At 72.0% G+C, this 23,420-nt stretch carries 19 protein-coding genes; 4 read left to right on the top strand and 15 right to left on the bottom strand.

Annotated elements, in window-relative coordinates:
* Positions 1-74: 74 nt before the first annotated feature.
* The 5 genes from ACNAW0_RS25850 to ACNAW0_RS25830 all read right to left on the bottom strand — a co-directional run bounded on the left by ACNAW0_RS25850 (position 75) and on the right by ACNAW0_RS25830 (position 6,232).
* Positions 75-887 (bottom strand): SDR family oxidoreductase, encoded by an 813-nt coding sequence (locus tag ACNAW0_RS25850; RefSeq protein ID WP_416290618.1) that lies wholly within the window; start codon positions 885-887, stop codon positions 75-77.
* 64 nt (positions 888-951) lie between these two features.
* On the bottom strand, positions 952-2,757 hold the full coding sequence (gene aspS, locus ACNAW0_RS25845; RefSeq protein WP_416290609.1) for an aspartate--tRNA ligase: 1,806 nt from the start codon (positions 2,755-2,757) through the stop codon (positions 952-954).
* 156 nt (positions 2,758-2,913) lie between these two features.
* Positions 2,914-3,972 (bottom strand): S1 family peptidase, encoded by a 1,059-nt coding sequence (locus ACNAW0_RS25840; RefSeq protein ID WP_416290608.1) that lies wholly within the window; start codon positions 3,970-3,972, stop codon positions 2,914-2,916.
* Between the two features lie 156 nt (positions 3,973-4,128).
* Positions 4,129-5,457 (bottom strand): histidine--tRNA ligase, encoded by a 1,329-nt coding sequence (gene hisS / locus ACNAW0_RS25835; RefSeq protein WP_416290606.1) that lies wholly within the window; start codon positions 5,455-5,457, stop codon positions 4,129-4,131.
* A gap of 55 nt (positions 5,458-5,512) precedes the next feature.
* Positions 5,513-6,232, bottom strand: coding sequence for an MBL fold metallo-hydrolase (locus ACNAW0_RS25830; protein WP_416290605.1), 720 nt, complete (start codon positions 6,230-6,232; stop codon positions 5,513-5,515).
* A 263-nt stretch (positions 6,233-6,495) separates the two neighbouring features.
* On the opposite strand from ACNAW0_RS25830, the gene ACNAW0_RS25825 reads away from it, so the two are divergent.
* A complete protein-coding gene (locus ACNAW0_RS25825) occupies positions 6,496-7,341 on the top strand; it encodes a peptidylprolyl isomerase (protein WP_416290604.1) in 846 nt (281 codons plus the stop codon).
* 68 nt (positions 7,342-7,409) lie between these two features.
* Positions 7,410-8,249: a peptidylprolyl isomerase gene (locus tag ACNAW0_RS25820; protein ID WP_416290603.1), complete on the top strand. Its 840-nt coding sequence runs from the start codon at positions 7,410-7,412 to the stop codon at positions 8,247-8,249.
* A gap of 67 nt (positions 8,250-8,316) precedes the next feature.
* On the opposite strand, the gene ACNAW0_RS25815 is transcribed toward ACNAW0_RS25820, so the two are convergent.
* From ACNAW0_RS25815 to ruvC, 8 genes are all read right to left on the bottom strand, one after another.
* Positions 8,317-10,776 (bottom strand): RelA/SpoT family protein, encoded by a 2,460-nt coding sequence (locus ACNAW0_RS25815; protein ID WP_416290617.1) that lies wholly within the window; start codon positions 10,774-10,776, stop codon positions 8,317-8,319.
* Between the two features lie 317 nt (positions 10,777-11,093).
* Positions 11,094-11,660, bottom strand: coding sequence for an adenine phosphoribosyltransferase (locus ACNAW0_RS25810; protein ID WP_416290602.1), 567 nt, complete (start codon positions 11,658-11,660; stop codon positions 11,094-11,096).
* A gap of 141 nt (positions 11,661-11,801) precedes the next feature.
* Positions 11,802-12,989 (bottom strand): protein translocase subunit SecF, encoded by a 1,188-nt coding sequence (secF, locus tag ACNAW0_RS25805; RefSeq protein ID WP_416290601.1) that lies wholly within the window; start codon positions 12,987-12,989, stop codon positions 11,802-11,804.
* 1 nt (position 12,990) lies between these two features.
* Positions 12,991-14,928: a protein translocase subunit SecD gene (gene secD / locus ACNAW0_RS25800; protein WP_416290616.1), complete on the bottom strand. Its 1,938-nt coding sequence runs from the start codon at positions 14,926-14,928 to the stop codon at positions 12,991-12,993.
* A 247-nt stretch (positions 14,929-15,175) separates the two neighbouring features.
* The gene (yajC, locus tag ACNAW0_RS25795) at positions 15,176-15,520 is read right to left on the bottom strand and encodes a preprotein translocase subunit YajC (protein WP_416290600.1); all 345 of its coding nucleotides are present in this window, start codon (positions 15,518-15,520) and stop codon (positions 15,176-15,178) included.
* Between the two features lie 138 nt (positions 15,521-15,658).
* A complete protein-coding gene (ruvB, locus tag ACNAW0_RS25790; RefSeq protein ID WP_416290599.1) occupies positions 15,659-16,723 on the bottom strand; it encodes a Holliday junction branch migration DNA helicase RuvB in 1,065 nt (354 codons plus the stop codon).
* Entirely contained in the window at positions 16,720-17,322 is a 603-nt protein-coding gene (gene ruvA / locus ACNAW0_RS25785) for a Holliday junction branch migration protein RuvA (RefSeq protein ID WP_416290598.1), read from the bottom strand. The genes ruvB and ruvA overlap by 4 nt, the downstream gene beginning before the upstream one ends.
* A complete protein-coding gene (gene ruvC, locus ACNAW0_RS25780; RefSeq protein ID WP_416290597.1) occupies positions 17,319-17,849 on the bottom strand; it encodes a crossover junction endodeoxyribonuclease RuvC in 531 nt (176 codons plus the stop codon). The genes ruvA and ruvC overlap by 4 nt, the downstream gene beginning before the upstream one ends.
* A gap of 252 nt (positions 17,850-18,101) precedes the next feature.
* On the opposite strand from ruvC, the gene ACNAW0_RS25775 reads away from it, so the two are divergent.
* Together ACNAW0_RS25775 and ACNAW0_RS25770 are read left to right on the top strand one after the other, a co-directional pair.
* Positions 18,102-18,890, top strand: a complete 789-nt coding sequence (locus ACNAW0_RS25775; protein ID WP_416290596.1) for a 3-hydroxybutyrate dehydrogenase — start codon at positions 18,102-18,104, stop codon at positions 18,888-18,890.
* A gap of 14 nt (positions 18,891-18,904) precedes the next feature.
* Positions 18,905-20,824: a helix-turn-helix domain-containing protein gene (locus ACNAW0_RS25770; protein WP_416290595.1), complete on the top strand. Its 1,920-nt coding sequence runs from the start codon at positions 18,905-18,907 to the stop codon at positions 20,822-20,824.
* 99 nt (positions 20,825-20,923) lie between these two features.
* On the opposite strand, the gene ACNAW0_RS25765 is transcribed toward ACNAW0_RS25770, so the two are convergent.
* Positions 20,924-21,532, bottom strand: coding sequence for a TetR/AcrR family transcriptional regulator (locus ACNAW0_RS25765; RefSeq protein ID WP_416290594.1), 609 nt, complete (start codon positions 21,530-21,532; stop codon positions 20,924-20,926).
* A gap of 11 nt (positions 21,533-21,543) precedes the next feature.
* Complete coding sequence (locus tag ACNAW0_RS25760; protein WP_416290593.1) at positions 21,544-23,112, bottom strand: MFS transporter; 1,569 nt, start codon at positions 23,110-23,112, stop codon at positions 21,544-21,546.
* Positions 23,113-23,420: the final 308 nt, after the last annotated feature.

Below are 23,420 nucleotides of genomic sequence, written 5' to 3'. Positions count from 1 at the left end.
ACCTGTGCACACTTCCTGTGCACAAGAGTTATGCATAGGAAGTGTGCATGATCCGACAGTGGGCGCGGCGGCGCTCAGGCAGCGAGGAGTTCGGTGACCCCGCGCAGCCGGGTACGCAGCAGGCCGGCGGCGCGGGAGGAGTCGAGGCGTACCTCGGCGGGGCGGTGCAGGCCCAAGGCGGCGCTGGTGGTGGTCTTCAGGCCGGCCGGGTCGACGCCTGACCGCCGAGCGACCAGGAGGCCCAACTCGGCGCGGCTGACCGGGTCCGGCCCGGCAACGTTGAGCGGGCCGGCGTAGCCGGACGGGACCAGCTCCAGCACAGCGGCGGCCAGGTCGGACACGTCGACCGGGCAGCGGAGCTCGTCGGTGAAGAGGGCCATCCGGCCGGCGAGGGCGTCGCGGCAGAGCGCGATCTGCTTGCTGCCCTCCCCCACGATCAGCGAGGTACGCACCAGCATCGCGCCCGGGTCGATCGCCCGGACCGCGGTCTCCGCCGCCGCCTTCGCCGCCCCGTACGGATGGATCGGCGTCGGCGGGTCGTCGTCGAGGTAGGGCGTTGGCCGCCCGCTGTGCAGGGCGTCGCTGGACAGGTGCACCAGCCGCGCCCCCACCTCGGCGGCGGCGTACGCGATGTGCGCCGCCCCGTCGGCGGTGACCGCCCAGTCGTCGTACCGGTAGGGGGTGGCGACGACGGCGTCGGGGCGTACCTCCGTCAGCAGCGCGCGCACGGCGGCGCGGTCGGTGACGTCGAGCCGGCGTGGCTCGACGCCCTGGACCGCGACGGCGGCCGAGTGGTGGGTGCCGATCACCCGGCTGCCCGCCGCGACCGCCTGCCGGCACACCTCGGCGCCGAGGAAGCCGCTGGCACCCACCACGAGCAGCGTCATGTCGTCCCCCAGAACATCGCCGAAGGCCCGCGTCATCGTGACGCGGGCCTTCATCAAATCAGGATCAGGTCGGGTCGGCGACCGGCGCCACCGGGCCGGCGGTGCCGGCGTGCGGCCCGGTCGGCGCCTTCGGCTTGGCGTCGACGCCCGCCTCGGCGCGCTGCTGCGCCGTGATCGGCGTGGGCGCGCCGGTCAGCGGGTCGAAGCCGCCCCGGGTCTTCGGGAACGCGATGACCTCGCGGATCGAGTCCGCGCCGGCCAGCAGCATGCAGATCCGGTCCCAGCCGAAGGCGATGCCGCCGTGCGGCGGCGGGCCGTACTTGAACGCCTCCAGCAGGAAGCCGAACTTGTCCTGGGCCTCCTCCGGGGTGATGCCGAGCAGGTCGAAGACCCGCTGCTGCACGTCGCCCCGGTGGATACGGACGGAGCCGCCGCCGATCTCGTTGCCGTTGCAGACGATGTCGTACGCGTAGGCCAGGGCCCGGTCGGGCGCCTCCTCGAACCGGTCCACCCACTCGGCGTTCGGCGAGGTGAACGGGTGGTGCACCGCCGTCCAGCCGCCCTCGTCCGTCCTCTCGAACATCGGCGCGTCGACCACCCAGCAGAACGCCCAGGCGCTCTCGTCGACCAGGTTGGCCCGCTTGGCGATCTCGATCCGGGCGGCGCCGAGCAGCTCCTGCGCCTCGCGAGCGTTGGTGCTGGCGGCGAAGAAGATCGCGTCGCCCGGCTTGGCACCAACCGCGTCGGCCAGCCCGGCCAGGTGCGCCTCGGAGAGGTTCTTGGCCACCGGGCCGCGCGCCTCGCCGGTCTCCGCGTCGAGCACCACGTACGCCAGGCCCCGGGCGCCGCGCGCCTTGGCCCAGTCCTGCCAGCCGTCCAGCTCCTTGCGGCTCTGCGCCGCGCCACCGGGCATGACCACCGCGCCGACGTAGCCGCCCGCGTCGATCGCGCCGGCGAACACCCGGAACTCGGTGCCGCGCAGGTAGTCGGTCAGCTCGGTCAGCTCGACGCCGTAGCGCAGGTCGGGCTTGTCGGAGCCGTAGCGCGACATGGCGTCGTGCCAGGTGATCCGCGGGATCGGCCGGGGAATCTGGTAGCCGGCCAGGTCGGACCAGAGCGCCGAGACGATCGCCTCGCCGAGCTCGATGACGTCGTCCTCGGTGACGAAGGACATCTCGATGTCGAGCTGGGTGAACTCGGGCTGCCGGTCGGCGCGGAAGTCCTCGTCGCGGTAGCAGCGGGCGATCTGGTAGTAGCGCTCCATGCCACCGACCATCAGCAGCTGCTTGAACAGCTGCGGCGACTGCGGCAGGGCGTACCAGCTGCCCGGCTGGAGCCGGACCGGGACCAGGAAGTCGCGGGCACCCTCCGGAGTGGAGCGGGTCAGGGTGGGCGTCTCGATCTCCAGGAAGTCCCGCTCGTTCAGCACCGCGCGGGCGAGCTGGTTGGCCCGCGAGCGCAGCCGGATCGCCTGCGCCGGGCCGCTGCGGCGCAGGTCCAGGTAGCGGTACCGGAGGCGGATGTCGTCGCCGGCCTCGATCTGGTCGTCCACCGGCAGCGGCAGCGGCGCCGCCTCGGAGAGCACCTCCAACGCGCTCACGGTGACCTCGACCTCGCCGGTGGGCAGGTCCGGGTTCTCGTTGCCCGCGGGGCGGCGGGTCACCTCGCCGGTGACCTTGACGCAGAACTCGTTGCGCAGCGCGTGCGCGTCCTCCTCGCGGAGCACCACCTGGACCACGCCGGAGCCGTCGCGCAGGTCGACGAAGATGACACCGCCGTGGTCGCGCCGGCGGGCCACCCAGCCGGCGAGCGTCACCGTGGTGCCGGCGTCCGTCGCGCGCAGGCTGCCGGCGTCATGGGTACGGATCACGACTTGCGTCTCCTCATCGCTGAACGGGCTGCACCCGCATTCTGTCAGCTTGTCGGAGCGCGCCCCGCACCACCCGGTGACCTGAGCGTTGACCCGGCCCTCGCCCGGAAGCAAAGCGGGCCGCCGGTCGCCCGGCGGCCCGCTCGCGGAGATCGATCAGTAGACGCTGACGCCGTAGTAGCTCAGCGCCGCGGTGACCGGCTGGAAGTAGGTGGTCCCGCCGGAGGTGCAGTTGCCGCTGCCGCCCGAGGTCATGCCGAGCGCGGTGCTTCCGGCGAAGAGGGAGCCACCACTGTCGCCGGGCTCCGCGCAGACGGTGGTCTTGATCAGGCCGGAGACGCTGCCCTCGGCGTAGTTGACGGTGGCGTTGAGCGCGGTGACCGAGCCGCTGCGCAGGCCGGTGGTGCTGCCGGAGCGGTAGACGGTCTGGCCGACGTACGCGTTGCCGGCGGTGGTGATGTCCTGGTAGGTGCCGTTGTACAGGTAGACGTTGCCCGGCTGGGCGGTGGTCTGGTTGCTGTACTTCACGATGCCGAAGTCCCGGCCCGGGAAGTAGGTGCCGGCGCGGGTGCCGAGCAACGAGGTCTGCGCCGAGTTGCTGTACCAGTTCGACGAGATGTTGGTGCAGTGCCCGGCGGTGAGGAAGTAGTAGGCGCCGGAGCTGCTGCGCACGTTGAAGCCGAGCGAGCAACGCCCGCCGCCACCGGCGTAGATGGCGTTGCCGCCGGAGATGCGGGTGCTCAGCACGCCGGACTCGGCCTCGATCCGGACCGTGCCGCCGGTGCGGGCGGCGGCGGCCTTGACCCGCTCCAGCTTGGCGCCGGTGATGGTGCTGTCGACGGAGACCACGACCTGGTTGGTGGCCGCGTCGACCCACCAGGCGGTGCCCGGGATCTTGGCGGAGCGCTCCAGCTCATCGGTGGCGGCCTTGAGCTTGCCGGCCCCACGGGTGACGAACTTCGGGGTGGCGCCGGCGGCGCGGACCTGGCGGGCGGCTGCGGCGTCGGTCACCGCGATGACCATCTTGCCGGTGGCGTCGGCGTACGTGCCGGCGGCGTGGTCGCCGAGCTTCTCGGCCAGGGCGGCGGCCGCGTCGGGGGACGCGGGCGAGGCAGGGGCCGCCTGGGCGGGTGCGCCGAGGAGCGAGCCCGTGACCAGGGCACCGGCCAGGGCGATGGTGGCGGCGCGGCGGAGCGAGGACCTCGTGGGTCGCATGTAACAACCTCCAGGGAGGGGGTGACGGGCACCGTCATACGGACGCGCCCGGGGACAACCCGGCCGACCCGGGGGGACGCCGGCCGAGTGCCCAAAGTATTCACATATTTAAGATCCTGCGCAAGGTTGTAGTTTGCCCGAATTGGGGGGTCGGGCTCAGGCGGGGGCGACCAGGGGCTTCAGGTCCGCCCGGGGCGGGGTCCACTCGCCGGCCGCGGCGGCCAGTTGCTCGCCCGAGCGGATGTCCTTCACCTCGTCGCCCTCGGCTCCGAGGAACCAGACGTACGGGATGCCACGGCGCTCCGCGTACCGGATCTGCTTGCCGAACTTGGCCGCACCCGGCGACACCTCGGTGGGGATGCCCCGGGAACGCAGCGCCTCGGCGACCTTGTTGCTCGCCGGCCGCTCGTCCTCGCTGTTGACCGCGACGAGCACGCAGGTCGGCACGCTACGGGAGATCGACAGCGCCTCGGCGCCGAAAAGCAGGCCGAGTAGCCGGGTCACCCCGATGGAGATGCCCACTCCGGGGAAGTGGACGTTGCCCGAGCTGGCCAGATTGTCGTACCGGCCGCCGGAGCAGACCGAGCCGAACCGCTCGTAGCCGATCAGCTGCGTCTCGTAGACGGTGCCGGTGTAGTAGTCCAGGCCGCGGGCGATGCGCAGGTCGGCGACGCAGAGGCCGGGCGAGTGCGCGGCTGCGGTCTCCACCACCGCGGTCAGCTCCGCGATGCCCTCGTCGAGCAGCGGGTCGGTCACCCCGAGGGCGCGGACCGCGTCGGCGAAGGAGGCGTCGGGCGCGGAGATCTCGGCCAGGGCCAGGCAGCCCTTGGCCTGCGCCTCGCTCGCCCCGGCGGTCTCGGCCAGCAATTCGGCGACCTTCGCCGGGCCGATCTTGTCGAGCTTGTCCACCGCGCGCAGCGCCGCCTCCGGGTCGGTCAGCCCGATACCTCGGTAGAAGCCCTCGCAGATCTTGCGGTTGTTGACCTGGATCCGCACCGGCGGGATCGGCAGCGACCGCAGCGCGTCGCCGATGACCAGCGGCATCTCGGCCTCGTAGTGGGCCGGCAGGGTGTTCCGGTCGACGATGTCGATGTCGGCCTGGAGAAACTCCCGGTAGCGCCCCTCCTGCGGCCGCTCACCCCGCCACACCTTCTGGATCTGGTAGCGGCGGAACGGGAACTGGAGCTTGCCGGCGTTCTCCAGCACGTACCGGGCGAACGGCACCGTGAGGTCGAAGTGCAGGCCGAGCGCGTCGTCGCCGGTCGCGCCCGCCGGGTCGGCCTGGAGCCGGCGCAGCACGTAGACCTCCTTGGAGGTCTCCCCCTTCCGCAGGAGCTGGTCCAGCGGCTCCACCGAACGGGTCTCCAGGGGGGCGAAGCCGTACAGCTCGAAGGTGGCGCGGATCCGGTCGAGGACAAACTGCTCGATCATCCGCTGGGCGGGCGTCCACTCCGGGAAGCCGGAGATGGGCGTGGGCTTGCTCATGGCGTACTCCTTGAATCCCGCGCGGGTCGGCGCGGTCAGGTCGAGGGTCGCGGCGTCAGAGGCCGCGGGTGGGCGCGGCCGGGCGCGCGTCGCCGGTGCCCGCCACCTCGATGAGGTACGGGTTGGTCGCGCGCTCGCGGCCGATGGTGGTCGCGGGTCCGTGGCCGGGCAGGACGACGGTGTCGTCGGCCAGCGGGAGGACCTTCTCCCGGAGGCTGGCCAGCATGCGGGGCATGCTGCCGCCCGGCAGGTCGGTGCGGCCGATCGAGCCGGCGAAGAGCACGTCACCGGAGAGGCAGATCTGCTCGGCCTCCCAGGGCGAGCCGGCGCCGGGCATCCGGAACAGCACCGACCCGCCGGTATGGCCGGGCGCGTGGTCGACGGTGATCTCCAACCCGGCGAGGCGGAGCGTGGCCCCGTCGACCAGCTCGGCCACGTCCTCCGGCTCGGCGTACGGCAGCCGACCGCCGAAGAGCTGGGTGAGATCCATCGAGAGGGCCTTGGCCGGGTCAGCAAGCAACTCCCGGTCGTCCGGGTGCACGTACGCGGTGATGCCCCGCGCGCCGCAGACCGGCGCCACCGAGAAGGTGTGGTCGAGGTGGCCGTGGGTGAGCAGCACGGCGGCCGGGTGCAGGCGGTGCTCGGCGAGCACGGCGTCGAGCCGGTCCAGCACCCCGATCCCGGGGTCGACCACCACGCACTGCTCCCCCGGCGCGGTCGCCACCACGTAGCAGTTGGTGCCGAAGGCGTCCGCGGGAAAGCCGGCCACGAGCACGTCCGCTCCCCTTCCGTTCGAGTCGTCGTCCCCGTCATCAGCCTAGTCGCCCCGGCGACCGGGTTCCGTCGGCCCACACGTCACAGGGGCCCCGAGAGGCACAGTGAGAACGTCCGATAAACCCGGAGCGGAACCTAGTGGACGACTTTCCCAGCCGGTGGCCGTACACTCTGGCGGGCGTGTGGCGTGGCGCACCTTGCGCACCGACGGGCGAACAACGGCCCGGCGCCGGCGAGGACCAGCGTAGAGGAAGGGGAGCACGGGTGGCTTCCAGCAGGGACCGGCAGCGCAAACTGGCGCGGGCCAAGCTCGACCGGCAGCTCGCCCGGCGGGCCGCCGCGGCGAAGCGCCGCCGGCAGATCCAGGCCGGCGTCGGCGCGCTCGTCGTGCTCGCGCTGATCGTGTTTGGCTCGCTCTGGGGGCTGGGCGTCTTCGACGCGAAACCGAAACCCAAGGCCGCCGAGGACGTCTGCGTCTGGACCCCACAGGACGCCAGCGCCAACACCAACCTCAAGGACGTCGGCAAGCCGAACACCACCGGCCTGCCCACCAGCGGCACCCGGACGATGACGGTCACCACCAACCAGGGTGCCCCGATCACCGCCGCGCTCGACCTCACCTCGGCACCGTGCGCCGCGGCGAGCATCTCCCACCTGGCCGGCAAGTCGTTCTACGACAACACCAAGTGCCATGAGATCACCACCGAGGGCGCGCTGCGCTGCGGCGACCCGAGCGGCACCGGCATCGGCGGCCCGACCTACTCGTTCCCCGACGAGGACGTCCCCACCGCGCCGGAGCCGTCCGCCTCGGCCGCGCCGGAGCAGCCCCCGGCGTACCCGAAGGGCACGGTCGCCATGGTCGCCAACCCGCCGGGGTCCAACGGCAGCCAGTTCCTGATCTTCTTCAAGGACTTCAACCCCGAGAAGCCGGCCTACCCGATCATCGGCAAGGTCACCGGCGGGCTTGACGTGGTGGAGAAGATCGGAGCCCTGGAGACCGTGGACAATGGGAGCGGGGCCAAGGTCAAGCCGAAGACGGACGTGGTGATCCAGAGCCTCACGGTCGGCGAGCCAGACCTCGCGAAGGCGGCGAGCACCAGCGCCAGCTGACCCGGCCGCCCCCACCCCAACCAGCAGCGGCAAACGTCCGCGCCAGAGAAACACCGTAAGGAGTGACCGTGACGTCCACCAGAGAGCGGCAGCGCGCGGCGGCGCGGGCCCGACTCGAGCGGGAGATGGCCGAACGCGCCGCCAAGGCGCGCAAGGGCCGGCAGACGCAGGCCATCGTCGGCGCGGCGGCCGTGCTGGTGCTCGTGGTCGCCGGCACCGTGTGGCTGGTCACCAAGCTCGGTGGCGACGACGACAAGCAGCAGAACGCCAACACGGCGGGCTACTCGCAGTGCACCTACACCGAGGTCCCCAAGGAGGGACGCCCCAAGCAGATCAAGGACGTCGGGCTGCCCCCGACCCAGCAGGCCAACAAGGGCAGCCAGACGATGACGCTCGACACCAACCTCGGTCCGATCACCGCGAAGATCAACCGCGACCAGGTGCCCTGCACCGCCGGCAGCTTCACCCACCTGGCCAGCAAGGGCTTCTTCGACAACACCAAGTGCCACCGCCTGGTCACCCAGGGGATCAAGGTGCTCCAGTGCGGCGACCCGGCCGCGACGGGCAACGGCTGGCGGGACACCGACGGCATGGGCGGCCCGAGCTACAACCTGACCGAGGAGAACCTGCCCACCGACAAGCGGCCGCCGTACCCGGAGGGCGTCATCGCGATGGCCAACTCCGGCCAGCCGGGCAGCACCGGCAGCCAGTTCTTCATCGTGTACGGCGACTCCCAGCTCGACCCGAACTACACCGTGCTGGGCACGATCACCGGTGGCATGGACCTGGTGCAGCAGGTCGCGGCGGCCGGCGACGACGGCGCGTTCGCCCAGCAGGCCGGGGGCGGGCACCCGAAGAAGGAGGTCGTCATCAAGAAGCTGACGATGACTGACATCCAGGGCGGCTGACCCACCCTTCGCACCGCGTACGAAAGCGCCCGCCGGTTCCTGCCGGCGGGCGCTTTCGCCTGTGTGCTCAGGACCCGGAGGTGACCCGGTACGCGTCGAAGACGCCGTCGACCTTGCGGACCGCGGCCAGCAGGTGCCCCAGGTGCTTCGGGTCGGCCATCTCGAAGCTGAACCGGCTCACCGCCACCCGGTCCCGGGTGGTGGTGACCGTGGCGGAGAGGATGTTGACCCGCTCGTCGGAGAGCACCCGGGTGACGTCGGTCAGCAGCTTGTGCCGGTCGAGCGCCTCCACCTGGATGGCGACCAGGAAGGTCGACGCGGAGGTGAGCTTCCAGCTCACCTCGACCACCCGCTCGCTCTGCGCCTTCAGGTCCTCCGCGTTGGCGCAGTCGTCGCGGTGCACGCTCACCCCGCCGGAGCGGGTGACGAAGCCGAAGACGGCGTCCGGCGGCACCGGCGTGCAGCACCGAGCCAGCTTGATCCAGACGTCGCTGACGCCCCGGACCACCACACCCGGATCGTGACTGCTGGCCCGGCTGCGCGGCGGCCGGGTGGCAGACGCGGTCTCGGCGATGTCCTCCGCCGCGCCCTCCTCACCGCCGTACGCGGCCATCAGCTTCTGCACCACCGACTGCGCGGAGACCTGGCTGTCGCCGACCGCCGCGTAGAGCGAGGCGACGTCGGCCAGGTGCAGGTCCCGGGCGATCGACATCAGCGCGTCCGGGGTGAGCATCCGCTGCAGCGGCATGCCCTGCTTGCGCATCGCCTTGACGATCGAGTCCTTGCCGGCCTCGATCGCCTCCTCACGCCGCTCCTTGTTGAAGTACTGGCGGATCTTGGTGCGGGCGCGCGGGCTCTTGACGAACCCGAGCCAGTCCTGGGTCGGGCCGGCGGTGTCGGACTTCGAGGTGAAGATCTCGATCACGTCGCCGTTGGACAGCGTCGACTCCAGCGGCACCAGCTTGCCGTTGACCCGGGCGCCGATGCACTTGTGCCCGACCTCGGTGTGCACCGCGTACGCGAAGTCCACCGGCGTCGACCCGGTCGGCAGCGGGATGACGTCGCCCTTCGGGGTGAAGACGTACACCTCCTGGCTGGACAGGTCGAACCGCAGCGCGTCCAGGAACTCGCTCGGGTCCGCCGCCTCCCGCTGCCAGTCCAGCAGCTGGCGCAGCCAGGTCATCTCGTCGATGTGCGCCGGCGGGCCGACGATCTGGGTGCCCTTCTGCTCCTTGTACTTCCAGTGCGCGGCGATGCCGAACTCGGCGGTGCGGTGCATCGCGTAGGTGCGGATCTGCATCTCCACCGGCTTGCCGGTGGGCCCGATGACCGTCGTGTGCAACGACTGGTACATGTTGAACTTGGGCATCGCGATGTAGTCCTTGAACCGGCCCGGCACCGGCTGCCAGTTGGCGTGGATGACGCCCAGCGCCGCGTAGCAGTCCCGCACCGTGTCGACCAGGATCCGCACCCCGACCAGGTCGTAGATGTCGTTGAAGTCGCGACCCCGCACGATCATCTTCTGGTAGATCGAGTAGAGGTGCTTCGGCCGGCCGGTGACCTCCGCCTTGATCTTGGCGGCCTTCAGGTCGGTGCCCACCTTCTGGGTCACCTGGCGCAGCAGCGCCTCACGCTGCGGCTGGTGCTCCCCGATCAGGCGATTGATCTCCTCGAACCGCTTTGGGAACAGGGTGCCGAAGGCGAGGTCCTCCAGCTCCCACTTGATGGTGTTCATACCGAGGCGGTGCGCCAGCGGCGCGAGGATCTCCAGCGTCTCCTTCGCCTTCTGCTCCTGCTTGGGGCGGGGCAGGAAGGTGAGGGTACGCATGTTGTGCAGCCGGTCCGCGAGCTTGATCACCAGGACCCGCGGGTCCTTGGCCATGGCGACCACCATCTTGCGGATGGTCTCCGCCTTGGCCGCGTCACCGAGCTTGACCTTGTCGAGCTTCGTGACGCCGTCGACCAGCAGGGCCACCTCGCCGCCGAAGTCGGCGCGCATCTGGTCGAGGGTGTACTCCGTGTCCTCGATCGTGTCGTGCAGCAGCGCCGCGACCAGGGTGGTGGTGTCCATCCCCAGGGTGGCCAGGATGGTCGCCACCGCGAGCGGGTGGGTGATGTACGGGTCACCGGACTTGCGGTACTGACCGGAATGCCAGCGGGCGGCGGTGTCGAACGCCCGCTGCAGCAGCCGGGCGTCGGCCTTGGGATGGTTCTCCCGATGGAGGGCGATCAGCGGCTCCAACACCTCGCTGACCTGGGAGGTCTGCCACGGCGCGTTGAACCTGGCCAGCCGGGCGCGTACCCGTCGGCCGGTCGGGGCGCTGGCGAGGGCGAAGCCGCCGCCAGGGGACGTCTCCCCCGCGCCGTCGGCCCGCAACGGCACCACGACCGCCCCGCCGGGCGGCGCGCCGCCGTCCGACCTGGCGTCGGGCCCACCGCCCGAGCCGGTAACCCGGGTCGGCGGGTTGCCGTTCTGCCCGGTCACCGCGCCGTCCGCGTCGCCTGTCGGGTGCACCGTGCCCTCCACCGGAGGGGCGACATCGTGGGACACCGGCCTCCTCACCGCTCGCCGGGATGCGCCGGCCGTCCGGCCGACGTACCTGTTCAACCGGCCCTGAAGCCGGTCTTGTTCCGCGCCGCCCGCCCCCGTCGACGTGGTCCGCGCCGGCCGCCGGGGATCTCGCGGTCCCGGCGGCCCCCGCGCACCGCGCCGGCCGTCTGGCCGGTCGTCGCGTCTCCGAACGGTCGCCCGCCCGGTCAGCAAAGGGCAATCCTACCCGCACGCAGGGTACGCCGCGCCTCCGCCGGACGGACCCCGCAGGACCGGTCCGGCTGGCCGGGCGCTCAAACGGTCAGCAGGGCATGGACCGGACGCGGGGCGAGCCGCTCCCGCCCCTTGAGGAAGCCCAACTCCAGCAGGACGGTGAAGCCGGCGATCGTGCCGCCGGCCCGCTCCACCAGGTCGAGGGTGGCCTCGGCGGTGCCGCCGGTGGCGAGAACATCGTCCACCACGAGGACCCGGTGACCGGCGGTGAAGGCGTCCTGGTGCACCTCCAGGGTCGCCTCGCCGTATTCCAGCGCGTAGGAGGCGGCGTGCGTGGCGCGGGGCAGCTTGCCGGCCTTGCGCACGGGCACCACCCCGACCCCGGAGGCGTACGCGATGGCCGCGGCGAGCACGAAGCCGCGCGCCTCGATGCCGGCCACCGTGTCGAACGAGTCCCGCCCGTGGTACGCGATGATCCCGTCGATCACCTCGCGGAAGACGGCACCGTCGGCGAAGAGCGGCATCAGGTCCTTGAACATGACCCCGGGCTGGGGGAAGTCCGGCACGTCCAGCACCCGGCTGGCGACCAGCTGGGCGACCTCCGGGCCGCTGTCTCCTCGTACCCCGGTGGTGTGGGTCTCCGTCACGGTACGTCCCATGTCCCTTCGAAACGACGACGGCGTCCGTCATGCTGCTCGCACAGCATGACGGACGCCATCCGGTCGGTTCCTACCGGGTCGCCCCGGGCAGGTCGGCGGCACCGCGCGCCGCCGGAAGGTTTCCCCGGGTCAGCGACGCTTCCCGCCACCCGGCCGGTTGCCCCCGCCGCCGGGACGACCGCCCCGCGCCCCGGCAGGACGCTTGCCGGCCGGCCGGGCGCCAACCTTCGGCGCCGCGCCAGCGAGGGCCGCCGCCTCCGGGTCGATGGCCTCGTCGCCGGCCACCACGGCCCGCGGCGCACCCTTCGGGGTGACCTCGCCCCGAGCGATCGCGCCCCGACGGGCCAGCACCCGCTTGTTGTGCGCGCTGATCCGCGGGTCCTGGTTCTTCAGCAGCACCAGCAGCGGGGTGGCCAGCAGGATCGAGGTCAGGAACGCCACCGCCATACCGACGAAGAGCACCAGACCCAGGTCCTTCAGGGTGCCGGCACCGAGCAGGCCCGCGCCGATGAAGAGCAGACCGCCGACCGGGAGCAGGGCGACCACCGAGGTGTTCAGCGACCGCATGAGGCTCTGGTTGAGCGCCAGGTTGGCCGCCTCGCCGTAGGTCGTGTTGTTGTTCGCGGTGATGCCGCGGGTGTTCTCCTGCACCTTGTCGAAGACCACCACCACGTCATAGAGCGCGAAGCCCAGGATGGTGAGGAAACCGATGATCGTCGACGGGGTGACCTCGAAGCCGACCAGCGAGTAGATGCCGGCGGTGAGGAGCAGGTTGGTGAGCAGCGAGGCGATCGCGGCGACCGCCATCCGCCACTCGAAGCGCAGGATCAGGTAGATCGCCACCACCGCGATGAAGATCAGCAGACCGAGCAGCGCGCGGTCGGTGACCTGGCTGCCCCACGCCTCCGACACCTGGCTGCCGCTGATCTGGTCAGCGTCGATGCCGAACTCCTGCGCCATCTCGGTCTTGACCGCGTTGGCCTGCTCGGCGCTGAGCTGCGGGGTACGCATCTCGTAGTACTCGCCGCTGGTGCTGCCGACCTTCTGTGCGGTGACCACCTCGATGCCGCCGCCCTTGGCCTGCAGCGCCGCGTTGACCTTGTCCTCGGCCTGGGTCAGGGTGCCGACGCTGGCCGGCACCTGGAACGAGTTGCCGCCGGCGAACTCGATGCCGAGGCTGAAGCCGCGGATCGCGAAGCTGAGCACGGCGATCAGCACCAGCGCGCCGGCTACGGCGAACCACAGCTTGCGCCGGCCGACGATGTTGAGATCGGCCTCGCCCCGGTAGAGCCGGGACGCCAGACCAGTCTTAGCCATCTCAGGCCTCCTTGACGCGCGGGTTGCGAGCGGTTGCCTGCTCGGCCGACCGGGCCGGCAGGGCCCGACCGAGACCGCTGACCCGCGGGGACAGGAACGCCCGGGTCCGGGCGAACATCGTCATGATCGGGTGACGGAAGAGGAAGACGACGAGCAGGTCGAGGATCGTCGCCAGGCCGAGCGCGAAGGCGAAGCCCTTCACCGCGCCGACCGAGACGATGTAGAGCACCACGGCGGACATCAGGGTGATGGCGTTCGCCGAGATGATCGTCCGGCGGGCCCGGACCCACGCCCGCGGCACCGCGCTGCGTGGACTACGCCCCTCCCGGATCTCGTCCTTGAGCCGCTCGAAGTAGATGACGAACGAGTCCGCCGCCACACCGAGCGAGACGATCATGCCGGCGAGGCCGGCGAGGGTCAGGGTGAAGCCCATCGACCGGCCGAGCACCACCAGGGAGCCGAAGACGAGCAGCCCCGAGAGCACCAGGCTGAGGAAGATGACCGAGCCGAGCAGCCGGTAGTAGAAGAACGAGTAGATGATGACCAGCAGCATGCCGATGCCGGCCGCGAGCAGGCCCGCCTTGAGGTGGCTGTCGCCCAGGGTGGCGGTGACGTTCTGCTGCTCCTGCGGCACGAAGGTCACCGGCAGGGCGCCGTAGCGCAGCTGGCTGGCCAGCTGGTTCGCGCTCTTGCTGTCGAAGCTGCCGGTGATCTGGGAGTCACCGGTCAGCACGCCCTGGATCTCCGGGGACGAGATGATCTCGTTGTCCAGCACCACGGAGACCCGGCACTTGCCGCCCTGGCCGAGCGCGGTCTGGTCGCAGGCCTGGCCCTCGTTTTGGAACGACTCGCGGGTCAGCGCGGTCCACCTGTCCTGGCCCTTGCTGGTGAAGTTCAGGCTCACCACCCAGGCGCTGGTCTGGTCGAGCTGGGCGGACGCGTTCTTGACGTCGGTGCCGACCACCTTCGCCACGTCCAGCAGGTACTTGGCGCCGGACTCGCAGGCGACGGCCTGCTGCTTCTCGTCCTTGATCGATGCCGGCGGCCGCTTGTCGAGCTGGTCGCAGGTGATCGTCGGGACGTTGAACTGCATGTCGACCGGCAGCACCGCGATCTCCTGCGGGGAGAGGGTGCCGAACGGCTTGAGCTTCTCCGCCAGCGACGGGTCGGCGGTGATGTCCGCCGGGGCCTTCAGGCCGGTGGCGGCGGCCCAGACGTCCGGGCCCACCATCTGCTCGATGGCCTTGCGCTGCTCCTCGACGCTCTGCGGCACCGGCTCGGCGCTCGCGCTCGGCTCGGCGTTCGCGCTCGGCTCGGCGTTCCCGCTCGGCGCCGGCGCGGCGGCGCTCGCGGCGGCCGACGGGGTCGGCGCGGCGGCGCTGGCGCTCGGCGTCGGGGCCATGCCGCCCTGCCCGCCGGTGCTCGGCGACGCGGGGGCCTTCGCCGCGGCGCTGCCGGACGGCTTCGGCGCCGCGTTGCCCGACGGGGCCGGGGCGGCGCTGCCCGACGGGGCCGGGGCGGCGCTGCCGGACGGCGCCGGCGCGGCGTTGACCCCGCTGCCGTCGGTGACCTTGAGGACCTTGCGGAAGCGCAGCTCGGCGGCGCTGCCGACGTCGGTCAGGTCCCGGTTCTCACCGGGCAGGGAGACGACGATGTTGCGGTTGCCCTCGGTGACCACCTCGGCCTCGGCCACGCCGTAGGCGTTGACCCGGCTCTCGATGATCTGGCGCGCCTCTTCAAGGTTGGCGGCCGTCGGGGGCTTGCCATCCGCGCTGTTGGTGGCCTCGAGCGTCAGCCGGGTGCCGCCGACCAGGTCCAGGCCGAGCCGGGGCTGCAACCGGTCCTTGAAGCCACCGCTGGCACCGCCCGCGAAGAACGCCAAAGAATAGAGGACGACAAAGATGAGCCCGAGCACGGCGAGCTGCCGGCCGGGCCGCATCTGTCCCTGAGGTGGTGGTGCCACGGCTGTCCTGTCTCCCTGTACGGTCGCGCCGCTGGGCAGCGGCGACGAATATCGGGCCGGGGGTGTCCGCCCGACTGCTCGACGAGCCGACGCCGCCGGCCGACACGCCTCAGAGGGTGACGACGCGGCGGCGCCGAACGATATTCCCCGCGTGCCGGCGACGAGCGCCGACCCAACTATTCACTTTTGGCGACAACTTCGCTGCCCCGTCCGGGGCCGGCGGTCAGTCCTTGACCGGCTCCGCGTCCTCGGTGACCTGCTCGATCACCTCGGGACGCTCGGCCTGATTGACCACGCGGGCAATGGCCGGACGCGCGTACCGGGTCTGCACGCCCGGCGCGACCTCCAGCTGGACGGTCTCGTCGTCCACGCTGCTGACCGTGCCGTAGAGCCCGCCGATCGTGACGACCTCGTCGCCCGGGGCGAGCGCGGACTGCATCTGCTCGGCATCCCGGCGCCGCTTCTGCTGGGGGCGGATCATCATGAAGTACATGACGCCGAAGAGCAGAGCGATCATCAGGATCGGCGTCAGACTGCCGGCTCCCCCACCACCTGCTGCGTAGAACACAGTTTTGACCTTCCCTATGGCTCCGCGCCGCCCCGAAGGGTGCCGGAGCGGAGGTGGACTCTGACGTCCTGTACAAACCGCGGCGAAGTCTAATCCTTGCTCCTGAGAAGACCGAATGCGGTGCAGATCACGTTCGGATCACGGCTGATCGGCCTGGGCGGAGAAGAGATCGGGCACGGCAGGAGTGTCGGCGACAAATGTACCATTCGGCGGCGTACGCCCCAGGTGGTGCCAGGCAGCCTCGGTGGCCACCCGCCCGCGGGGCGTACGGGCCAGCAGCCCGGCCCGCACCAGGAAGGGCTCGCAGACCTCCTCGACCGTGTCCGGCTGCTCCCCCACCGCCACCGCCAGGGTGGAGAGGCCCACCGGGCCACCCCGGAACGAGTCGACCAGCGCGGTGAGCACCGCCCGGTCCAGCCGGTCCAGCCCGAGCGCGTCGACGTCGTACACGGTGAGGGCGGCCCTTGCACTCTCCAGGGTGACCACCCCGTCGGCCCTGACCTCGGCGAAGTCCCGGACCCGGCGCAGCAGCCGGTTGGCGATCCGCGGGGTGCCCCGGGACCGGCCGGCGATCTCGACCGCGCCCTCGTCGGTGATCGGCACGCCGATGATCCGGGCCGAACGGCGCAGCAGCACCTCCAGCTCGGCCGGGGTGTAGAAGTCGAGGTGGGCGACGAAGCCGAACCGGTCCCGCATCGGCCCGGTGAGCAGGCCGGAGCGGGTGGTAGCGCCGACCAGCGTGAACGGCTCGACGTCGAGCGGAATGGCGGTGGCCCCCGGGCCCTTGCCGACCACCACGTCGACCCGGAAATCCTCCATCGCGCTGTAGAGCAGTTCCTCGGCCGGCCGGGCTATCCGGTGAATCTCGTCGATGAACAGGACGTCACCCTCGGCGAGGCTGGTCAGGATGGCGGCCAGGTCGCCGGAACGCTCGATCGCCGGGCCGCTGGTCACCCGGATCCCCGCGCCCAGCTCGGCGGCCACGATGTTGGCCAGGCTGGTCTTACCCAGGCCAGGCGGCCCGGACAAGAGGATGTGGTCGGGCGGGGAACCGCGCCGCATCGCCCCCTGGAGCAGCAGGTCGAGCTGGTCCCGCACGCGATCCTGGGCGATGAAGTCGGCGAGGCGCTTCGGCCGGACGCTGGCCTCCGCGTCCCGTTCCGCGTCGCTGACGTACGCCGAGACCAGGTTCTCCCCCGTCATCGGGTCCGACCCAGGAGGCGGATGGCCTGCTTGAGCAGGACCGGCACCGGCGGAGTCGCGCCGTCGACGGTCTCCGCGACGGCGGCGACGGCCTGCTCGGCCTGAGCGGCCGTCCAGCCGAGCCCGACCAGGGCCTGGCGCACCTGCTCGGGCCAGGCACCCGCGGTTACCCCGGCGGCCCCGTCGGGCCCGACCGGCACCGGGCCGACCCGGTCGCGCAGTTCGAGGACGAGCCGCTCGGCGCCCTTCTTGCCGATGCCGGGCACCCGGGTCAGCGCGGCGGTGTCGGCGTTGGCGATGGCCTTGCGGACCGCGTCCGGGGTGTGCACGGCGAGCACCGCCTGGGCCAGCCGGGGGCCCACCCCGCTGGCGGTCTGGAGCAGCTCGAACAGCTGCTTGGCGTCGTCGTCGGCGAAGCCGTAGAGGGTGAGCGAGTCCTCGCGCACGACCAGGCTGGTGGCGAGCCGGGCCGGCTGGCCGACCCGCAGCTCGGCGATGGTGCCGGGGGCACACTGCACGGCCAGGCCGATGCCGCCCACCTCCACCACCGCGTGGTCCGGACCGGTCGCGGTCACCGTGCCGCGCACGCTGGCGATCATGCTCGCGTTCCTCCTCGTCGTGCCGCCTCGGCCGCGGCGGCCAGCTTCGACCGGGTACCGCCGCGCCAGACGTGGCAGATGGCCAGGGCCAGGGCGTCGGCGGCGTCGGCGGGCCGGGGTGGCTCGGGCAACCGCAGCAGCCGGGTCACCATCATGGTCATCTGCGCCTTGTCCGCCTGGCCGGACCCGGTCACCGCCGCCTTCACCTCGCTCGGGGTGTACGTCTGCACCGGCAGCCCGGCCCGCGCCCCGGCCAGCACGGCGATCCCGCTGGCCTGGGCGGTGCCCATCACCGTGCGGACATTGTGCTGGCTGAACACCCGCTCCACGGCCACCGCGTCGGGCCGGTGCTCGGCGACCAGATCGGTGAGCGAGCGGTCCAGGTGCAGCAGGCGCAGCGGCAGCTCGTCGGCCGGGTCGGTGTAGACGACGTAGTAGGCGACCAGGGTGCAGGGCCGTCCCGGCACGCCCTCGACCACACCGACCCCACACCGGGTCAGCCCCGGGTCGACACCGAGCACCCGCACGCCGCCTCCTCCCCCCAGATCGTCAGCCGCACATGTGTTCGACACCCTACTGGGCCCGTCCGGCCGCAGCCGGACGGGACACGCCCGGTCGCGACCACGTTGCCACGGCCCTACGACAAGACCACCGGGCTGGCTGGCCGGGACACTCCGCCCGGGCGCCGGGTAGGCCCGTCGAGCCCACACAGACCAGCCGTCGAGTATGTGCCGCCGCCCCATGTGCCACCGGCCACACAGCTCGTAACTTCTTGCGCCATGACGGCAGAACCCGTGGCGGTCCCCCACGTCGTACGCGTCGACCTCTCCGGTCGTAGCGCCCTGGTGACCGGTGGTGGCAGCGGCATCGGACGGGCCTGCGCCCTGCGCCTGGCGGCGGCCGGCGCGGCGGTGCTGGTGGTCGACCGGAACGTGGCGGCGGCCAAGGCGGTGGCCGCCGAGGCGGGCGGCCGGGCCGAGGGCATCGACCTGGCCGACGTGGCCGCGATCGACCGGCTGGACGTCGACGTCGACGTCGACATCGTGGTCAACAACGCCGGCCTGCAGCACGTCGCGCCGGTGCAGGACTTCCCCGTCGAGCGCTTCGAGTACATCCAGCGGGTGATGGTGGAGGCGCCGTTCCTGCTCATCCGGCGGGCCCTGCCACACATGTACGCCAACGGCTGGGGCCGGATCGTCAACATCTCCTCGGTGCACGGGCTGCGCGCCTCGCCGTACAAGGCGGCGTACGTTTCGGCCAAGCACGCCCTGGAGGGGCTGTCGAAGGTGGTCGCGCTGGAGGGCGCCGCGCACGGGGTGACCGCCAACTGCATCAACCCGGCGTACGTGCGGACCCCGCTGGTGGAGAGCCAGATCGCCGACCAGGCCGCCACGCACGGCATCGGCGAGGACGAGGTGGTCGAGAAGATCATGCTGGCTCGGGCGGCGATCAAGCGGCTGATCGAGCCGGAGGAGGTGGCGGAACTGGTCGCGTACCTCTGCTCGCCGCCGGCCGCGTTCATCACCGGTGCCTCGATCGCCCTCGACGGGGGCTGGACGGCCAACTAGTGGCGCCCCGCAGAATGTCGGTCATGTCGTCGCCGGTCGAGTTCCTCGAGCTGCTGGCCCGGGAGGCCGCCGCGGTCGAGTTCGAAGGGCCGCTGGTCGCGGCCCGCGCCGCCGGCCTGCCGCCCGAGCGGCTGGCCGAGCTGGAGCAGGCGAAGGTGGTGGCGCTGCGGGTCCGCGCGCTGCTGGAGCGCCGGCGCCGCCGGGAGATCGAGCTCTCCGGCCTGTACGACACGGCCAGCGACCTGGCCGGGCTGCGCGACCTGGACGACGTGCTGCGGGCGATCGTGCACCGGGCCCGGATCCTGCTCGGCACCGACGTGGCGTACATGACGCTCAACGACGACGAGCGCGGCGACACCTACATGCGGGTCACCGACGGCTCGATCTCGGCCCGGTTCCAGCGGCTGCGGCTGGAGATGGGTGACGGCCTGGGCGGGCTGGTCGCCCAGACCGGCACCCCGTACGTGACGGCCAACTACCCGGAGGACGATCGGTTCCACCACACCGGGGAGATCGACGCCGGGGTGGGCGAGGAGGGCCTGGTGGCCATCCTCGGCGTACCGCTGCGGCTCGGGTCCAGCGTGATCGGCGTGCTGTACGCGGCCAACCGGTCGGCCCGGCCGTTCGCCCGGGAAGAGGTGTCGCTGCTGGTCTCCCTCGCGGCGCACGCGGCGGTGGCGATCGACACCGCCCGGCTGCTGGCGGAGACCCGCTCGGCGCTGGCGGAGCTGTCGTCGGCGAACAGCACGATCCGGGCGCACAGCAGCTCGGTGGAGCGGGCCGCCGCCGCCCACGACCGGATGACCGCGCTGGTGGTGCGCGGCGGCGGGATGGAGGACGTGGCGGCGGCGGTCACCGACGTGCTCGGCGGGGCGTTGCTGGCGCTGGATGCCGAGGGGCGGCGGCTGGCCCGGGTTGGCGAGATCGAGGAGCCGGACCGGGCGGACCTGGTGGAGGCGGTGGCCGCCTCCCGGACCGAGGGCCGCAGCGTCCGCCGGGGTCCGCTCTGGTACGCCGCCGTGGTTGCCGGTGCGGAGAACCTGGGCGCGCTGGTGCTGCGCCCGGACGGGGAGCTGGTCGACGCGGACCAGCGGATCCTGGAGCGGGCGGCGCTGGTGACCGCGTTGCTGCTGCTGTTCCGGCGGACCGTGGCGGAGGCGGAGGGCCGGGTCCGGGGCGAGCTGCTGGACGACCTGATCGCCCGGCCGCTGCGGGACACCGACGCGCTGCGCAGCCGGGCCCGCCGCCTCGGGGTGGACCTGGACGCCCCGCACGTGCTGGTGGCGGTCGGCGACGACGCGTTCGCCGCGACCGGTTCGGCCCGGCAGCGGGTGCTGTCCTGGGCCACCACGTACGCCTCGACCCGGGGCGGGCTGGCGGCGGCGCGGGACGGCCGGGTGGTGCTGATGCTGCCCGGCAAGGACGCCGGCGGCGCGGCGCGTGCGGTGGCCCGCGACCTGTCCCGGGTGACCGGTCGGCCGGTGACCGCCGGGGCGAGCGGGCCGTCCACCGGGCCGGCCTCGCTGGCCACCACCTTCGCCGAGGCGGAACGCTGCCTGACCGCGCTGGGCGCGCTGGGTCGCGCCGGGGAGGGCGCAAGCACCGCCGAGCTGGGGTTCGTGGGGCTGCTGCTGGGCGCGGTCGGCGACTCTGGCGACCGGGACGTGGCCCGCTTCCTCGCCACGACGGTCGGGCCGGTGGTGGACTACGACGCCCGGCGCGGCACCGCGCTGGTGAAGACGCTGGAGGCGTACTTCGGGATGGGCGGCAGCCTGGCCCGGGCGGCGGAGCTGCTGCACGTGCACGTCAACACGGTGACCCAGCGGCTGGAGCGGGTCGGGCAGCTGCTCGGCGCGGACTGGCAGAAGCCGGAGCGTGCCCTGGAGGTGCAGCTGGCCCTGCGCCTGCACCGCCTGCGCACCCCCGCCGGCTGACCCTCGGCCCCGCCACCCCGACGGCTTGCAGATCTTGGCAGGTATCGGCCCCTGGAGGGGCCATTCCCTACCAAGTCACCCGGTCTCTTCGGGACGTGGTCAGCGGGCGCGGAGGCCGTCCAGGACGGCGTCGACGATCCGCTCCGGCAGGATCTTGTCGTCCAGTTCCGGCTGCCAGCGCAGCATCCGCTGCATCAGCATCGGCCCGCTCAGCAGCGCCATCGCCAGCTCGAGGTCCACGTCGGCGCGGAGCTCCCCGCTGCGTATCCCGCGCTGGAGCACCTCCCGCATCAGCTTCCGGCGCGGCTCGACCATGTTCAGATAGAGCCGGTGGTGGGCCGGGCTGCGGTTCACCTCGGGCACCAGGCAGGGCATGATCTTCGCGGCGCGGGGGTCGACGTTGTGCCCGATCGCGCCGACCAGCAGAACCAGATCGTCCCGGACGGAGTGGCCACCCGGCTCGGGCGGAGTGCCCTTGAGGGTGCGCAGCGCGTCGAGCAGCAGGGCATCCTTGCCCGGCCAGCGGCGGTAGATGGTGGCCTTGCCGACCCCGGCGCGAGCGGCGATCGCCTCGATGGAGAGCGCCTCGATCGTGTTGCCCTCGGCGAGCAGGTCCAGGGTCGCCTGCACGATCGCCTCGTCCGCGCGGATGCTCCGCGGTCGCCCGGGCAACCGCGGAGCATCGGCGGGGGAACTCATGTCGGACATTGTGGCCGAACCTACGGGGTCCCGGCCAGCTCCGGCTCGGTGGCCGGCCGGGCGTCGGCCGGGGCGAGCACCGGGCGAGCGGGCATCCAGCGGAGCACGATGACGATGCCGAGCGCGGCCACCAGCGCGGAGACCGCCGCGGCCCAGTGCATCGCCGAGACGAATGAGTCGTTGGCCGCCGCGATCAGCCTCGGCGCGGCCGGCCCGAGCTGCGCCGCCGCCGCGTACGCGCCGGAGATGGACTCCTCCGCCGCCGCCCGGGCCGGGGCGGGCAGACCGGCGAGCGCCGAGGCGACGTCGCTCCTGTAGACCGCGGAGAGCACCGAACCGAGCACCGCCACGCCGAGCGCACCGGCCACCTGGCGGACGGTGTTGCTCACCGCCGAGCCGACGCCGGCCTTCTCCCGAGGCAGCGCCGACATGATCGACTCGGTGGCCGGTGGCATGATGTTGGCCATACCGGTGCCCTGGAGGAAGGTCAGGACCAGGACGATCCAGATCGGTGTGACCGCGTCGACGAAGACGAACGCGCCGAGCGCCACCGCGGTCAACGCGAGGCCGACCAGCGCGACGGCCCGACCACCGAAGCGGCGGACCATCGCCGCGCTGCGCGGCGCGAAGAACAGCTGCGCCGCGGCGAACGGCAGGAAGAGCAGACCGGTCTCCAGCGGGCTGTAGCCGCGGACCAGCTGGAGGTAGAACGCGTTGAAGAACATCACGCCCATCGCGGCGAAGAACACCAGCCCGACCAGCGCCACCGGGGCGGCGAACCGGGGCACCCGGAACAGCCGGACGTCCAGCGACGGGTGGTCGCTGCGCAGCTCGTGGGAGACGAACCAGGCCAGGACCGCGAGCCCGCCGACGATGGCGGCCCAGACCGGCAGCCGGTCGAAGCCGTGCTCGCCGCCGTCGATGATGCCGTAGGTGAGGGCGACCAGGCCGACCACGGACAGCAGCACGCCGAACAGGTCCACCCGGCCCGGGTTCGGGTCGCGGGACTCGGGCACCAGCGCGGCGACCAGCACCACCCCGAGCGCCACCACCGGGACGTTGATCAGGAAGACCGAACCCCACCAGTAGTGCTCGAGCAGGGCGCCCCCGAGGATCGGGCCGATCGCCACGGCGAGGCCGACCGCGCCGGCCCAGACGCCGATCGCCCGGGCTCGCTCGCGGGGGTCGAAGACGTTGGAGATGATCGAGAGCGTCACCGGCATGATGGCCGCGCCACCGACGCCCATCAGCGCGCGGGCGCCGATCAGCTGCGCCGGGTCCTGGGCGTACGCCGACAGCAGCGACGCCAGTCCGAACAGGGCCAGGCCGACGAGCAGGAAACGCTTGCGCCCGAGGCGGTCACCGAGGACGCCGAAGGTGAAGAGCAGGCCGGCGAAGACCAGCGTGTAGGAGTTGATCGACCACTCCAGCTCGCCCTGGCTGGCGCCGAGGCCGTGCACCGGGTCGGCGAGGGTACGCAGGGCGACGTTGAGGATCGTGTTGTCGAGGACGACCACGAGGAGGCTGATCACCAGCACCCCCAGGATCGCCCACCTCCTCGGGTGTCCGGTGTTCTCGTGCGGTTCCAACTCGGTTCTCCCCCCGGTTCACCCGCGTCGAAATACGATACGGGGCAGACTCGTAACGACCCTGAGCGTAAGGGAGCGAGTTTCGATACGGAACCGATTCGTATCGTATGTGCGCCAGCTCACGCGCCTGGTATCTCGGGGCGGGAGACCTTGATCGACTCCGTGCACGGCATGTCGCGGTGTCGGTGTGGGTCGGATGTCGCCGTTTGCCGGACACGGAGTGGATCATCAAGGGCGTGTGGTCGCCCTGTCTGGGTGTTCTGCGGTCTGGTGTCCGGTTCGCGGGTGGTCGGCGGCATCCTGAGGCC

Origin of the sequence: Micromonospora sp. SL1-18 (assembly GCF_047921505.1) — a bacterium.
GTDB lineage: Bacteria > Actinomycetota > Actinomycetes > Mycobacteriales > Micromonosporaceae > Micromonospora.
This window is presented reverse-complemented; position numbering and strand designations above follow the sequence as displayed.